This is a genomic window from Burkholderia sp. Ap-955 (assembly GCF_011753045.1).
In the GTDB taxonomy this organism is placed as follows: domain Bacteria; phylum Pseudomonadota; class Gammaproteobacteria; order Burkholderiales; family Burkholderiaceae; genus Burkholderia; species Burkholderia lata_D.
Window position 1 is genome coordinate 12,950 of record NZ_VWWH01000032.1, and the last position, 15,577, is coordinate 28,526.

Genomic DNA, 15,577 nt, shown 5'->3' on the forward strand with positions numbered 1-15,577 from the left:
GGGAGCGGCCGTCTCGCGTCAGCCGAGCACGTGCATCCCCGCGTCGATGTAGTGAACGCCGCCGGTCATCGCGCGTGCGGCATCGCTGGCGAGAAAGGTGCACAGCGCGCCGACGTCGTCGATGTCGAGCGGCCGGCGCAATGGCGCACGCTGTGCGGTGTCGTCGAGCAGGTGATCGAAGTTCGGCAGCCCGGAGGCCGCTCGCGTGGGCAATGCACCGGGCGAAACCGCATGCACGCGGATGCCTGCCGGCCCCAGCTCGACGGCCAAGTAGCGAACGGCGGCCTCCAGCGCCGCCTTGACCGGCCCCATCACGCCGTACTCGGCGATGACCTGGTCGGCGCCGATATAGGTCATCGCCATCAGGCTGCCGCCGGACCTCATCAACGGCTCGGCAAGCTTCGCCATCCTGATGAACGAGTGGCAGGAGGTATCCATCGCGAGTGCGAACCCTTCCGGCGAACTGTCGACGACCCGCCCGTGCAGGTCGGCCCTCGGTGCATAGGCAACGGCATGCAGCAGAAAATCGAGGCCGCCCCACTGCTCGCCGATCGTGTCGAACACTTCGCGCATCTGGTCGGTCCGGCTGACATCGAGCGGCATCGCGATCGCCGGCTTCAACTGCTCCAGCAGCGGCTCGACGTACGGCAATGCGCGGTCGGATTGCCAGGTCACGGCCAGCTCGGCCCCCGCTGCATGAAAGGCGCGCGCACATCCCCAGGCGATGCTCTGCTCGTTCGCCAAGCCGACGACGATGCCTCTTTTGCCTTCAAGCGACCGCATGCCATTGCCAGGCGCGCGCGACTCGCGCACGTCGTTATTCGTCATCGCGAAACCTCGGATCGTATTTTTTCACCGGGCGAAACCGTGAAAGGGCCGATTGGCCTTTCTGCCGCGAATCATTGTATTGAGGGTTTCAAACCATCAGACGATTCATGCGATATATTGTTGATTTTTATCAAAATCGCTTTTAAATCAGATAATTACGATGGATTGTTTCGATCCGGCAGGATGGATTTCATCGATATGTCATTCAATCGTGTACGAAAACGCGTGTTACTTCTGCAGGCAGAAATAAAGTAACCACCGTTTCCGCGATAAAACAGAAACGAACGCAGGCCGCATGACTACCCGCCCGCGTTCGCCACTCCCCCTCGCTTACACGCGCCGCAACGGCCGGAACCCGGCACGCACTTCACGCGCAAATAATTCCGGTTCCTCCCATGCCGCGAAATGGCCGCCCTTGTCGACTTCGTTGAAGTAGATCAGGTTGTGATAACTGCGCTCCGCCCAGCTGCGCGGCGCCTGGTAGATCTCGCCCGGAAACACCGTGATCGCGGCCGGCAGCGAGATATCCACCGCGTTGAAGTTATTCGAGTGATCCTCCCAATAGATTTGCGCGGCGGACGTCGCGGTGTTCGTCAGCCAGTACAACGAAATGTCGTCGAGAATCTCGTCGCGCGGAATCGAACGTTCGGGCACGCCGCCGCTGTACGTCCACTGCGAGATCTTGTCGTACATCCACGCAGCCTGACCCGAAGGCGAATCGGCGAGCGCATAGCCGACCGTCTGCGGGCGCGTGACCATCATCGCCGAGTAGCCGCAGTTGTCGCGATAGAACGTCGCGAGCTTCTCGTACGCGGCCTTCTCCTTCGGCGACAGTGAAGCCGGCGCGGGCGCATCGGTCGCGAGCAGCGTCGCGATATCCGGCGGCACCGTCGCCGGCATGTTCACGTGAATCCCGGCCAGGCCCTGCACGCGCTGCATCGCCATCCGGTGCGAGATCACCGAGCCGCAGTCGCCGCCCTGCGACACGAAGCGCGTATAGCCGAGCCGCGCCATCAGCTCGCCCCATGCGCGCGCGATGTGATCGGAACCCCAGCCGGTCTGCGTCGGCCGGCCCGAGAAGCCGAAGCCCGGCAACGACGGCACGACGACGTGAAACGCATCGTCCGCGTTCGCGCCATGCGCGGTCGGATCGGTCAGCGGGCCGATCGCCTTCAGCAACTCGAAGATCGAGCCCGGCCAGCCGTGCGTCATGATCATCGGCATCGCGTTCTCGTGCCGCGATCGCACGTGAATGAAATGAATGTCGAGCCCGTCGATTTCCGTAATGAACATCGGGAAACCGTTCAGGCGCGCCTCGCCCTTGCGCCAGTCGTAGTCGGTGCCCCAGTAACGCAGCAACGCCTGCATGCGGGCAAGCCGCACGCCTTGCGATTCGTCGGCGACGGTCTCGCGGCCCGGCCAGCGCGTCGCGGCAATGCGGCGGCGCAGGTCGGCCACGGCGTCATCGGGAATGTGCGCGGTGAACGGGCGTATGCCGCTCGCGCCGGTCGCCGCATGCAGCGCGGTGGGCAGCATCGCCGAGACCCCGGCGGCCACGGAGGCGGCCAGCAGGTGGCGACGCATCGGGGAAAACGGTGTGGAAGACATCGTTCGGCATCTCCTTTCGTGAAGTGGAAAGTGAACATGCCGCGCGCGCGGGCAATGCGCCCGGGCTTTCAATCCGGCGCGCCCGCGTCACGCGGCGTCGCCCATTTGAAAGGTCTGATGTATCCCGTATTTGTCTGATTTGTACGCGTTTGTAGCGGCTGCACGGCGAGCGGCCCGGCCTCTGCGGCCGCCCGCCGGCGCGACGCTCAGAGCGCCTTGACGATCGCGCCGTCGACGCGAATGTTCTGGCCGGTGATGTAGCCCGCGCCGTCCGACAGCAGGAACGCGACCGTCTTCGCGATCTCGCCGGTCTTGCCGAAGCGGCCGGCCGGAATGCGCGCGACGATCTCCGGCGTTTCCGGCCAGCTGTCGATGAAGCCCGGCAGCACCGCGTTCATCCGGATGTTCTCGGCCGCATAGCGTTCCGCGTAAAGCCGCGTCCACGCGCTCAGCGCCGCGCGCAATGCCGACGAAACGGGCATCGGCTGCTCGGGCGCATCCGCCGCGAAACTCGAGATGTTGACCACCGCGCCGCCGCCCTGCTTCTGGAAGATCGGCGTCACGCGGCGCATCACGCGCACCACGTTCAGCAGGATCAGGTCGAGCCCCGCGTGCCAGTTGTCGTCGGTGATCGCCAGCAGATCGCCTTTCGGCGGGTGCCCGGTGTTGTTCACGACCGCATCGATGCGACCGTAGCGCGCCACCGTTTCCTGCACGAGCCGGTCGATGTCGGCTTCCTCCGTCACCGAGCCCTGGATGCCGAACCCGCCCAGTTCCTCGCCGAGCGCCACCGCGCTGCCCGACGGCGACATCAGCGCGACGCGATAGCCCGTCGCCGCCAGTTCGCGCGCGATCGCCGCGCCCATGCCCTTGCCTGCCGCCGTGATCAACGCTACTTTTTCTACAGTCACGATGTGCTCCTCGTTCGAATCCTGCCGCCGCGCAGCCGCCGTTCGGCGCGCCATGGTGGTAATGTAGGCGTATCCATCACGACTGTCGAACCAGTATTTCTGGCTCCAGCCGATAGTTTTTCTACAGCCTGACGATGCCGCCTCGCCCCTCCCGCCTGCCGCCGCTGAATGCGCTTCGCGCGTTCGAAGTGTCCGCGCGACACCTCAATTTCCGCGCCGCCGCCGACGAGATCGGCGTCACGCAGGGCGCCGTCGCGCAGCAGGTGCGCCACCTCGAGGACGTGCTCGGCCTGAAGCTGTTCGAACGCCTGCCGCGCGGCCTCGCGCTGACGCACGACGGCGCCGCGTATTTCTCCGACGTGCAGCGCGCGCTGCATGCGATTGCCGACGCGACCGACAAGCTCGTGAAGCGGCGCGCGGCGCTGACGATCAGCACGACGCCGTCGTTTGCGTCGAAATGGCTGATCCCGCGGCTTGCGCAGTTCACCGAAGCGCATCCCGACTACGACGTGCGCGTGATCGCCGACCCGCAGATCGCGACATTCCGCCACGACGGCGTCGATCTCGCGATCCGTTACGGCAAGCCGCCGTTCGGCAAGCATCTCGCCACGCATGCGCTGTTTCCGCTCGACGTGTGCGCCGTGTGCAGCCCCGCGCTGCTGGCTGCGCCCGCGTCGCCGCGCGCGCTCGCCGGCCACGTGCTGCTGCACGACGCGCACGACCTGTGGCCCGAGTTCCTCGCCGCGATGCCCGAGCCTGTCGACATCGATCCGCACAAGGGGCTGCGCTTCAACCAGACGTCGCTCGCGATCGATGCGGCCGTCGCCGGCCAGGGCATCGCCCTCGCCACCGATCCGCTGGTCGAGCGCGACATCGCCGCGGGCAGGCTGTGCAAGCCGTTCGACTTCGCGTTTCCGCTGTCGGTGGGGTTCTATCTCGTGTATCCGGCCGAGCGGCGCGACGACGATGCGATCGTCGTGATGCGCGAATGGATGGCCACGCAGGCCGTGTCGGACGGGCGCCCTTGAGCGGGCTTCGGCAGCGTCAGGGCGCGACCCAGCGGCCTTCGTAGCCGCCTTCGTGCAGGTCCAATACCGCGCGGCGATGGCCGGCGCGCGCGAGTTCGAGCCAGTCGATGCGCGTCACGGTCACGTGGAGCAGGCAGAAGTTGTCGTAGCCGTCGCCGGTTGAGGCGGCGCTGTCGACATGCGCGGCTTCCGGCGACGCAACCGGCGTACCCGGCGGCAACGGAGCGCGATACAGCAGCAGCGTATGCGGCCGGCTCGCTTGCCAGACCGCGCGCCGTTGCGCTTCGTCGTCGCAGATCGATGCCACACCTTCCACGCGAATCTGCACGAGCGCATCGAGATCGTTGGCGACGAGCGCGACGCGTGGATCGCGGCGCAGCTCCGCGACCTTCTCCGAACGCGCGTCGGTATGAAACGACAGCACGCGATCGGCGCGGCTCACCTGACGCAACACGATCGTGCGCACCTTCGGCGCGCCGTCGACACCGAGCGTCGCGGCCTGCAGCATCGTGAACGGCGAACGCTGCGCACTCACGCCGGATTCGAGGCAGGACCACAGGCGCTCGTAGGTTTGCGCGAGTGATTCGGAAGGGGAGTCGGGCATGACGAAGCGGTGATCGTGCGGGTTGCGATCGCGCCAGCTTAACCGTTTGCCGCGGCGACGGCACGCGTGCGACGCGCCGGCCGTCGCCGGGCGGCTCAGTTGTAGCCGAGTACGACCGGTGCCGCGTCGCCGAGGTCGGCCGCCGGCTCCGCGCCGAAGCGGCCGAGCACGTCGGCCACATACTGCGGCCCGGCGCTAATCTGCGACGACCGGTGCGCAACCGGCCGGTTATCGCCCGCGCCCGGCGCTGCGCCCATCGATACGGTGTCGTTGACGGTGATAGTCATGTCGGTGTCTCCTCACGCGGCCAGCGCCGCACCATACGCGCGCACGAGGCGCGCAACGCCTTCCCGGATCGCGTCGACGTCGGGCGCGGCGAACGACAGGCGCAGCGAGGCCGCGTCGACGTTGTCCGCGAAGAACGCCTTGCCCGGCACGAACACGATCTTGTTCGCGATCGCCTGTTGCAGCAGCACGTCCGACGACACCGCGCCGATCCGCGCCCACACGAACATCCCGCCTTCGGGACGATGGAATTCGATCGCATCGCCCAGGCCGTCGCGCAGCGCGTCGCACATCGCGTCGCATTTGCGCTGGTACGCGGCCGTGATGCGCGGCAGATGGCGTTCGAGCGCACCGTCGGCCAGATACTCGGCGGCGACCGCCTGGGTCCACGGCGTGCTGCACAGATCGACCGTCTGCTTCGCGATCACGCAGCGCCGCGCGATCTCGGCCGGCGCGATCGTCCAGCCCACGCGCAGCCCCGGCGCGACGATCTTCGACAGGCTCGCGAAATGCACGATCCAGTCGCGCGCGCCGTCCACTTCATCGGCGAGTGCCAGCATCGACGGTACGGCTTCGCCCGCGAAACGCAGGTCGCCGTACGGATCGTCCTCGATGATCAGGAAACGGTATTGCACCGCGAGACGCAGCAGCTTCAGCCGGCGCTCGCGCGTGAGCGTCGCGCCCGTCGGGTTCGCGAAGGTCGGGACCGTGTAGAGCAGCTTCGGCTGCGCGATCGCGCCGGACGCCAGCTGTTCGCCGAGACGATCGACGTCGAGGCCCGCGCCGTCGACCGGAATCGTCACGATGCGCGCCTGCTGCAAGCGCATCGCCTGCAGCGTCGCCGGGTAAGCCGGCTGCTCGGTCAGCACGACGTCGCCGGGCGACACCATCACGCGCAGCAGCAGGTCGAGGCCCTGCTGCGAACCGGTCGTGACGAGCAGTTCGGCCGGTGTGCACGCCACGCCGCGGCGCCCCATCAGTGCGATCAGTTGCTGCTTCAGTTCGGCGAGGCCGTCGGTCGGACCGTATTGCAGGCAACGCACGGGCTGCGCGTACGCGCGCTCGGCGGCTGCGTTCAGGCCGTCGACGTCGAACAGGTCGCTGGCCGGATAACCGCCCGCGAACGAAATCATGCCCGGTTCGGACAGGTACTTGAACAGTTCGCGGATCGGCGAGCCGGCGGGATTCTGGAATGAGGGAGTGAACGCGTACATGTCGTCGTGAGCTGGATGGCGCGGACGGCCGGGATAGCCGCCCGATACCGGCCACCGCGGCGCTTCTGGCGCCACGGCGGTGAAATCGAGCCACGATTGTCGATAGTCATTAAGGCCGCGGCAAACGATATCTATGCACTAGGTCTTGCGGTTTGGTCATCACATGGGGCGTGAGCGGGAGCAGCGGAACACGCTGTTGCGCCAGCATGTCGACACCGAGGTCCACGCACGTGTTGCCGGCGGAAAGCCAATCCGCCCGATTGTTTCGTTTCGCCACGCGCTCACCCTGCCCGTGCCCCGCTCGGCCGGGATCCAGCCGAATCAGTGCGCCGGCCCCGCGGGCGCGGGCGGCGGCGGCTTGGGCTTCCACGTCGAGAGCGCGCGCGTGAGGTCGTCCGACACGTAGTGCGGACCGTCGAACAGATAGACCGAATAGCCGCGATACGCGACCAGCTGCGTGCTCAGCTCGTCGGCGCTGGCGGCGCGAAACCCGCCCCGCTCGGCAGGCCGGAACGCCTCGGCGATCACCCGCACGCGTTGCTTGCCCAGTTTTGAAACGAGTTCGTCGAGGTAGCTGCGCGCGACGTACGGCTCGCGGGCATAGACGCCGCAGCCATCCTGGAAGAACACGCCGACGTCCGCGGGCAGCCACGCTGCGAGCCAGTCCGCGAGCGCCTTTCCGCCGATGTTGGTCTGGTCGTACACGCTCACCCAGAGCGGGCGCGGCAGCCGTTGCAGGATCGCGGCGAGCTTGGGCGCGTCCTGCCAGGTCGGATCGATTTCGACGGGGAAGTAGTAGCCGGTGACATGCAGCGGGATCGCTGCGCGCGCGACTTCGAGGGACTGGTCGGCGAGCGTCGACAGATGGGTGCGTGCACGTTTTTCGTCCTGATAGCCGGCGAGGCCCAGGATCACGTTCCTGGCCCATGGCTCACGACTGATACGTTCCCAGTCGGGCAGGTGCGCAGCAGGCTGGATGCGGGTGTCGGCGATGAACGCGGTATCGTCGACGACGGCCCATTGAATCAGCAGATCGTGTATGCCGAGTATCTGCCAGTTGCCGACGGGATTCGTCGTCGTGTTGTCCACCTGCCAGACGATGCCGTCCGCGTGCACGTCGTGCGCGGTCCAGCTGCAGGCGGCCACGACGAGCGATGCGCCGATCGCCGCGAGCGTCGCCGCGCGGGGCGAACGCGGCGCGTCGGTAAGCGGGCCTGGTAGCCCTGCGAGCCGAGGCCGGCCCATGCGCCGTCGAATCCTGCGCCAGGCCGGAATCGCATACGTGGTCATCGCTGGCTCCCCGGAAGCATGCCTGCGCGTCATCGTAGCCGATCAAATGCAAACGTGCGACCCGCGTTGTCAATACGGGTCGCACGGGGTTGTCGCTACGTCGGCGTCACTTGGCCGTCGTGCCGTCCACCCACGTGTAGCCGAGATTCGTGATGCCGGTAATCATGCTCTGGAAGTCCTGATACGCCGGCAATCCAAGATCCGGTTCGAGCCAGTACGGATGGAAGAAGAACGACGCGAAACCGTCCCGCACCGCCAGGCCATACTGGGCATTGGTCACGATTTGCTGCCACGTGTAAGTGATGCACGAGAACGGGTCGATATTGCAGATGTTGTACTGCACGCTGCCCAGGTTTTCCGGAATGATCCGCTGCCCGTAGTAATCGGAGTTGATGATGTACGGGAAAAACTGCCCGGCCGAAAAGTCCTGGTTGGCCGCACCCGTGCCGAGTTGCGGATTGGTCGACGTGTAATACACGGCTCGCTGGAACGTGGTCGGGAACGTGAGGGCCGTGGCCGACGAAGCAGCCGGCGACATCTGATACTGCGGTGCAGCCCAGCCGACGACCTTGTAGCCGTTGAGCGTGAACTCGAGCAGGCCGTCGGCCATTCTGCCTTCCGCCCATTGGACGGAGTCCTCATCAACCGGCCGGTTCTGCACGGCGTACCAGAACTCGTAGTCGCTGCCGCTGACTGCAGTCAGCAGGTTCGGCGTCGAATCGTACTGGTGCGTATAGCCGTGCATCACGATCGAGCCGCCGCGCAAGAGCGCGTAATTCAGCGCTCGCTTGAGGCCCGTTGCCTGCGCCAGATGGATCGTCTCGGGCACGCCGCCGTTGTAGTAGCCGTTCGGATCCGTATACAACGGGATGGTTGCCATCGTGAACGGGATCTTCTTCGAGTACATGTAGTTCGTCAGCAGCTGCATCGAACTCGTGGTCGTATGCGCGTCGAGGTCCTCCAGACGGACGAGCGCACGATGATTCACCGGTGCATTGGTCTGCAGGATGTCGTGCAGGATGTCGCATATCACCAGGTAGCGGTCCGTCGGCCCGATGTAGGAAAACGGCATGTCGGCGAAGTACCAGAAGTTGCCCGAGCGCATGACGTAGGGCGCGGTTGCGCCGCTCTTGCTGTTCTTGATGGTGACGAGCGCCTGCGCCTTGGTGGCATCGACGACCTGGGTCAGTCCGATATCCGGATCCGCGTTGATGACGCCGGTCGACGCGTTGTAGGCGTAATACTTGACCATCGGCAGGTTCTTGTACGTGACCGTGTCGTAGAAGCCGGGATTCGGATTGCTCGACGAAGGCGTCGCGTTCATCCCGGCAAGGCCCACGAAGCTGAACCCGAAGGTCTGGTTGAACGTGTAGGCCGTGTTCCATGCAAGTTGCCACAGGTTGTACTTGAACCAGACCACCGTCTTCTTGGTGGTCATCACGTCGCTCATGAACGCCGTCGGAATCGGGTTGTTGTAGTAATCGCCGATATAGAACGTGGCATCGTGATTCCCGACCATGCCGGCCGCGTAGTTCTGGATCGGAACCAGATCGACCGTCGTATTGAAGTGACCCAGCAGGTTCCTCAGCATGATGCTGTACATCAGGCCCAGCTTCGAAAACGGATCGTTGGCAGGATTGTCGTACAGGATGAGCGTGTGGGCAGTGGTGGCCTGCGCGTATGCTGTGCCCGGCAATGTCATTTGCGCGAGCCCCGCAAGCAGGGCGATGACGAGCAAGATTTTTTTCATGACCGTTTCTCCCTATTCACGTTCCACATTGCCATTGAGTTTCTTGACGGAATTCTTGCTGAACTTCGGGCGGCCCGTTTCCTTGTACGCCTTTTCCCAATCCTCGTCGGACATGCCGGCTTTCACGTTGACCTGCGCCGAACCGTTCGGCAGCGGAGGCGGCTTGATCTTCTGGGCAGAGGAGTTACTCGTCTGCTGCGCATCCACATCCTGAACGCCGACGGCGAAGACGAGTGTCGTGATCAATGCGGCGATTGATCCGGCGGCGCTCAACCCGTTTCCAAAAGATTGATTGCGATGCGAAGGCATGATTTTCATCCTTTGATATGCAAAATAAATTCATCTCGTTAGCGAAACGATTACGTCGAATCACCATCCGGAATCGGGGCGCCATGTCGTGAATATTTTGATGCGCAATTGAAACCAGACAAATAAATCCGGTAGGAGACGGCTTGATATTCAAGCTAGAACCGTACCATCGGTCGCAAATGGGCATAGCGCCAAGGCGCCGAAATTAGCGCATCGAGGCCCTTGAAAAATGCGTCGATAAAACGTTTCAGGCGTGCAACGCGGCGGTGTCACGAATTTAATCGGACAAACACGCGAAACCCGTTCATGCACCCGGGTGAAACCTGTTGTGCCCCACGCTTCGCAAGTCGTGATGCGACGATCGTCGCGGACGGCACGCTCGCACGCGCAACAGCGACCGACGCGCCCGATATTCGGTTCAGCGCCAATTCATCCCGCCCGTCACCGCCGGCATCGCGTAACGATGTGCAGCGGGCGGCAGCCGGGCACGTGCCGAGGGTCCGAGAACGATGTGTCATCGGGTCGATCCGCCGCGTGTTTCAGCACTGAAACATTTGGCTCGGATTCGGCGGGTCGATCCTGTGCGGCAGTCCGCGACGCACCCAACCGCAAGGGTCGCGCAGCGATGGCGCACGACTTGCTATATGAGCAGTACGTTGCGAAGTCGGTGCGGGGGCACTGCGTGTACGTCGGGTGGAGAGCGGCTGCAAGCGTCGAAGCGTGCAGGGACGGAGGCTGGCAAGCAGGAAACGGGCGGTCGAAAAGTCACCCACTGAACACGTTGCATCGCGCGCGATGCGACGTGGCCACATCGAGAAAGCTCGCGTGTTGACACGGCTTTTTTGGATGGCGGGAATGCGCGTGGCGCAAGCCACGCAGTGGACGTGACGGGGGCGACGAGGACGGGGAAAGTTTCGTCTTGCGTCGATACGACGAGTATTAAACAAATACAAGATATAACAGCGCGGGAAAAATGATGGATAACATGATTTGGAGTGCATATTTATATGCACTTAACCTTGTCGCCATTGTCACCGCAATCGTCATCCTGGTGAGCACCCTGGATGACCTCACGCTGGATGCCTGTTATTGGTCCTTTGAAATCCGTCGTATCCTGCGTCGCGAAAAATCGCAAACGATCGATATCGGCATGCTGCGCGCGCTGGAAGAGCGGCATCTGGCGCTGATGGTGCCGGCGTGGAAAGAATATGACGTGATCGCCAAGATGATCGAAAACACGTTGGCGACGCTCGAGTACGAGCGATACGTGATATTCGTCGGCACCTATCACAACGATGCCGAAACCACGGCCGAGGTCGAACGGATGGTCCGCCGGTATCCGGGCCGGGTCACACGCGCGATCGTCATGAACGACGGGCCGACCTGCAAGGCGGACTGCCTGAACTGGATCGTCGAAGCCATCCTGCGCTACGAAGCGGTCCATCACATTCAGTTCGCGGGCGTCGTCATGCACGACTGCGAGGACGTCATTCACCCGGTCGAACTCAAGTACCTCAACCACGCGGTGGCGGATAGCGACCTGGTCCAGCTTCCCGTGCTGTCCTTGCCGCGGAAATGGAACGAGTTCGTCGCCGGCTGCTACCTCGACGACTTCAGCGAAACGCACCAGAAGGACGTACCGGTGCGCGCCCGGCTGACCGGCATCGTCCCGGGCGCGGGCGTGGCGTCCTGCTACAGCCGGCGCTCGATCGAAGCGGCGATGAAGGAACGCAACGGTTGCCCGTTCAACACCGATTCGCTGACCGAAGACTACGACTTCAGCTTTCGGCTGCGGGACCTCGGCATGAAGGAAACCTTTGCCCGTTTCCCGCTTTCGGATATCGCACGCGACACCGGCGGCCAGCGTGCAACCGACAACGTCGTCAATCGAAACCTGCTGGCCACGCGCGAGTATTTTCCGAAGACATTTCGCACCGCGTACCGTCAGCGCGCGCGCTGGATTCTCGGCATCGCCTTCCAGGGCTGGGAGCAGCTCGGCTGGAAAGGCAACCTGCTCACCCGCTACATGTTCTTCCACGATCGCAAGGGCATCGTGACATCGTTGTTTTCGGTGATTGCCTATGCCGTGCTGCTCAACTTCCTGCTGCTTGCGGCGCTTCAGCGCGCCGGCGTTGTCCTCCCTGCCGGCGCCTCGGCCATCATCGCGAACTCGTGGGTCACGCCGCTGCTGTGGGTGAATACCGCCATGCTGTTTGCGCGTGCCGGGCAGCGCTATCACTTCGTCAGCAAGCTGAACGGCCCGCTCCAGGGGCTGCTGTCGATTCCGCGGATGTTCGTCAACAACCTGATCAACTTCTACGCGGTCTGCCGTGCGTGGCGCATCTATCTCGATCATCTCGTGAGCGGCAAGCCGATCGCGTGGGACAAGACCAGTCATACCTACCTGTCGTACAAGGAGCTCGGGAAGGCGCGCCTCAAGATCGGCGAGATCCTCGTCGGTTGGGGCGTGGTCACGCTGGAACAGTTGCAGGCGAGCCTCGAGAAACAACTGACCTGCGGCAAGCGGCTGGGCGAATTGTTGATCGAAGGTAGCGAGATCTCGACCGAATCGCTTGCGGATGCGATCGCCGAGCAATCCGAGCTGCCCCGGGTGAGCCTGGGCAACGTCGCGGTGGGCCACTTCGCAGATTCGCTCGCATTCGAGCTGCAGTACGCGTACCGGGCCGTCCCGTTTTCAACGGCAGACGACGGCACGTTGAACATCGCGGTCGGGCGACCGCTCACGCCGGACGAACAGGATGTCGTGCGGCGCGGTGCCCGGGCGAAGGTGGCCTATTTCATTGCCAGCGATTTGGAGATTACCGCCGAGCTCGCCCGCCACTCGCGCTTCGTCGAACTCACGCGGATGCGCGACGGCGACCCGGCCGCGCAGCAAGGTGCTCCCGCGCAAAGACCGTCGGGAGAACAGGCATGAAGCATTCGAGACTCCGGATCGCGGCCGGCCTCAAGCGCTGCGCACGGTTGAGCGCGCTGGCGATCGCCGTGTCGCTGGCCTGGCAGGCGCCGGCATCCGCCGCGCAGCCACTGACGCCCAAGGCCTACAAGCTCGCCGACAGCGCCTACAAGGCAATCAATGCCGGCGACCTGCCCCTCGCGGAAGTGTATGCGTCGCGCGCCATCAAGATTCAGCCCGGAAGCGAACAGCTCGGGCTGCTGCTCGTCGATGTCTACCGACGGGAAGGAAAGGTCGACGAAGCGGATTCGATGGTGGAATCGCTGATCGTTCGTTTTCCGAAGAGTGCAGCGGTACGCGCGCAGCATGGCTACCTGGCCCAGCGTCAGATGCACTACGACGTTGCCTGCCATGATTTTGCGGCCGCCGTCGCAACCGGGAAATGGAGCAAGGAACAGCAGCGCAACCTGCGTCTCGCCTGGTCGGACAGCGCGCTCGCGGCGAAGCTTCCGCATGAAGCCGGCATCGCGCTGGCGCCGCTAGCCGATGAAAAATCGGCCGTGATCCAGGTGCGCATCGCACAGATGAGCCTGCAGGCAGGCGACCGCGACACCGCCATCCGCATGGCCGACCTGGCGGCCGGCGACGCGACGACCGACGGCGAGCGCAACATGGCCGCATCGATCGCGGCGCAGGCGCGGCAGGACGATCAGGCCGCCGACGCGCCAGTCGACAATACCGCGCAACAGAAGTTGCAGGACGCCTATGACCTCCTGCGCGACCACAAGGATCGCGAGGCGCTCGACGCATTTCAGGCGGGATTTTCCGGCGGTGCCGGCAATGCGATGAACTACGCGGACGCGGGCTACGCCGCCAAGCGGATCGGGCTGAACCAGGAGTCCATCGATCTGTTCGAGCACAGCCTCGACGCCGATGAAAACGAACACGCCTTCGATGCGCAACGCAAGTTCGGCTATCGACGGGAGGTCGAGCAGCTTCAGCGCAGCTGGGGTTTCGTGCTGAGTGTGCCGTACCAGTCGGCCGCGTTCGGTCCACAAGGCACCATCAGCGTGCTGCAGCCGGGTGTGGAAGCGTATTGGCAGCCGCCGAAGATCGGCTATCAGAACGGCCGCATCTTCCAGTTCTTCGTGCGCGGATACGGCACGGCCTACGACGGATCGGGCAACACGACCGGACTGCCGACCGTGCAGGGTTCGGTGGGCGCGCGCTACAAGCCGCTGCCCGACCAGAACGTCGTGCTGACCGCCGAGCGGCTGTTCCACGTCGGCAGCCAGTCGATGACGGACTGGCTGATGCGCCTGGGTTACTCGTCGGAAGGCGGGACCGACCTGAGGGTCACCGAGCCGAGCTGGCGCAGCTGGCAGGCATACGTTGAAGGCGCTTACTTCATCAGCGCGGGGCGATACATCATTTATTCGGAGTTGCGTTACGGGCACACGTGGCGTTTGCCGATGATCAGCGATCGTCTGACCATCTACCCGCACGCCGCGGTGGCCGGCGATCACGACAATCGGCAACCGGACAAGACGGCGATCGGTGCCGGGCCGGGCATCCAGCTTCGATACTGGTTTCGCGAAGGCCGCTATAGCGCGCCGGCAAGCTATCTCGATGTCACGGTGCAATACCGGTTCGGGTTGACGTCAGCGGCACGCGCACGTGGTCTCGTGGTACGCGCGACATTGTGGTTCTGACAACGACGCTGACGCTTGCTCTTGAATGGCACCGTTCGCTTAGTTGGGCGCCTTGAGCGTGATGATCGTCTGACGCAACAGCTGGAAGTACGAGCTCGTCGAATACGGGACCATTTGCTCGACGTAGTTCCACCAGAAGAATCCGCCGATGAAACGCGGGTCGGTCATGCTGTTGACCATCGGGTAGTACGTCTTGATCAGGTTCTGCTGCACCGACGCCGGCGCGGCCGTATCCGAGGTACCGATTTCGCCGAAGCCGACCTTCGCGTTCGGGAAGATGCTTTCCAGCGCCGCGAAATCGTTCTTCCACGTCGGATTCAGCCCCGGGCAATCCTGGTACGGGTAGTAACTGAACAACGCGTAGTCGGCCTGCTGGCGGACCGTCGAGGACAGGAAGGTGGTCGGCCACGTCTTCCAGTAATCCTGCGGCTTCGCCCAGCAGTTGGTGCCCTTGCTGTCGTCGTTGTAGTACAGCGTGATAGCCGTCTTGCCGCCGTTCGATTTGACGATCTGGTTCGCCGCGGCAACCATCTGACCGATCTGCTGCTCTTCCGAGTTGACCACGGCGTTCGTGCCGCTCGGGTCGGTACGCAGCCATTCGCCGTTGATTTCGTTCGCGATCTCCCAGACGTCGACCGTGTTCTTCAACTGCGACACCAGTTCCTGCGTTCTGGCCTTGTACGTGGCGAGATCCGTCGGGAAATAGTAAGAATCGTAGACTTCGCCCATCACGTATGCGACGGCGTGCAGGCGCAGCAGCGGTGCGTAGTAGTCGGCGGCCGACGTACCCGGATCGAACACGACACGCACGGTGGGCTTGTACGGCAGGTTCTGCAGCGACGCGACGATGGCGTCCAGCTTGGTCAGGTCGTCGAGGGTCACGCCGTAGACGGGATTCTTCAGAGGTTCGACCTGGGCTTCAGCGGGCCGGGATAAAGGCAGGAGCCCGGCATAAGCGACACAGGCGGCGATGGCCGTGCGCGAGAGATTTTTCGTCAGTTTAATCAAAACACTTCCCGTCATAAAGTAAGAAGAAGCGCGATTTTAGACGAAAATAAAAGGTAATTATCGGAAGATATCGAGGGTGGCGAGCCCCAGAAAGATCGTTAGGATCGGTATCGAAA

At 63.7% G+C, this 15,577-nt stretch carries 13 protein-coding genes; 3 read left to right on the top strand and 10 right to left on the bottom strand.

Annotated elements, in window-relative coordinates:
* Nucleotides 1-18: 18 nt before the first annotated feature.
* The 3 genes from fabI to F3J15_RS18485 all read right to left on the bottom strand — a co-directional run bounded on the left by fabI (nucleotide 19) and on the right by F3J15_RS18485 (nucleotide 3,347).
* Nucleotides 19-828, bottom strand: a complete 810-nt coding sequence (fabI, locus tag F3J15_RS18475) for an enoyl-ACP reductase FabI (protein ID WP_205190861.1) — start codon at nucleotides 826-828, stop codon at nucleotides 19-21.
* Nucleotides 829-1,158: 330 nt separating this feature from the next.
* Complete coding sequence (locus F3J15_RS18480) at nucleotides 1,159-2,436, bottom strand: epoxide hydrolase (RefSeq protein WP_166893266.1); 1,278 nt, start codon at nucleotides 2,434-2,436, stop codon at nucleotides 1,159-1,161.
* A gap of 206 nt (nucleotides 2,437-2,642) precedes the next feature.
* Nucleotides 2,643-3,347, bottom strand: coding sequence for an SDR family oxidoreductase (locus F3J15_RS18485; protein ID WP_034188601.1), 705 nt, complete (start codon nucleotides 3,345-3,347; stop codon nucleotides 2,643-2,645).
* Between the two features lie 134 nt (nucleotides 3,348-3,481).
* On the opposite strand from F3J15_RS18485, the gene gcvA reads away from it, so the two are divergent.
* Nucleotides 3,482-4,375, top strand: a complete 894-nt coding sequence (gcvA, locus tag F3J15_RS18490) for a transcriptional regulator GcvA (RefSeq protein ID WP_089447077.1) — start codon at nucleotides 3,482-3,484, stop codon at nucleotides 4,373-4,375.
* A gap of 16 nt (nucleotides 4,376-4,391) precedes the next feature.
* Here the strand turns inward: gcvA and F3J15_RS18495 are convergent, their stop codons facing one another.
* From F3J15_RS18495 to F3J15_RS18520, 6 genes are all read right to left on the bottom strand, one after another.
* Nucleotides 4,392-4,979, bottom strand: a complete 588-nt coding sequence (locus tag F3J15_RS18495; protein ID WP_166893268.1) for a pyridoxamine 5'-phosphate oxidase family protein — start codon at nucleotides 4,977-4,979, stop codon at nucleotides 4,392-4,394.
* A gap of 95 nt (nucleotides 4,980-5,074) precedes the next feature.
* Entirely contained in the window at nucleotides 5,075-5,266 is a 192-nt protein-coding gene (locus tag F3J15_RS18500) for a hypothetical protein (RefSeq protein WP_069250768.1), read from the bottom strand.
* 12 nt (nucleotides 5,267-5,278) lie between these two features.
* The gene (locus F3J15_RS18505; RefSeq protein WP_069250767.1) at nucleotides 5,279-6,478 is read right to left on the bottom strand and encodes a PLP-dependent aminotransferase family protein; all 1,200 of its coding nucleotides are present in this window, start codon (nucleotides 6,476-6,478) and stop codon (nucleotides 5,279-5,281) included.
* Between the two features lie 321 nt (nucleotides 6,479-6,799).
* Complete coding sequence (locus F3J15_RS18510; RefSeq protein ID WP_166893270.1) at nucleotides 6,800-7,768, bottom strand: hypothetical protein; 969 nt, start codon at nucleotides 7,766-7,768, stop codon at nucleotides 6,800-6,802.
* Nucleotides 7,769-7,874: 106 nt separating this feature from the next.
* Nucleotides 7,875-9,518 (bottom strand): DUF2334 domain-containing protein, encoded by a 1,644-nt coding sequence (locus tag F3J15_RS18515; RefSeq protein ID WP_166893272.1) that lies wholly within the window; start codon nucleotides 9,516-9,518, stop codon nucleotides 7,875-7,877.
* Between the two features lie 12 nt (nucleotides 9,519-9,530).
* Nucleotides 9,531-9,827, bottom strand: coding sequence for a hypothetical protein (locus F3J15_RS18520; protein WP_166893274.1), 297 nt, complete (start codon nucleotides 9,825-9,827; stop codon nucleotides 9,531-9,533).
* Between the two features lie 976 nt (nucleotides 9,828-10,803).
* Here F3J15_RS18520 and F3J15_RS18525 point away from each other — a divergent pair.
* Nucleotides 10,804-12,762, top strand: a complete 1,959-nt coding sequence (locus F3J15_RS18525) for a glycosyl transferase family protein (RefSeq protein ID WP_240158876.1) — start codon at nucleotides 10,804-10,806, stop codon at nucleotides 12,760-12,762.
* 68 nt (nucleotides 12,763-12,830) lie between these two features.
* Nucleotides 12,831-14,453, top strand: a complete 1,623-nt coding sequence (locus tag F3J15_RS18530) for a bacteriophage N4 adsorption protein A (RefSeq protein ID WP_345891539.1) — start codon at nucleotides 12,831-12,833, stop codon at nucleotides 14,451-14,453.
* Nucleotides 14,454-14,492: 39 nt separating this feature from the next.
* Here F3J15_RS18530 and F3J15_RS18535 read toward each other — a convergent pair whose 3' ends face one another.
* A complete protein-coding gene (locus F3J15_RS18535) occupies nucleotides 14,493-15,476 on the bottom strand; it encodes a hypothetical protein (protein WP_166893280.1) in 984 nt (327 codons plus the stop codon).
* Nucleotides 15,477-15,577: the final 101 nt, after the last annotated feature.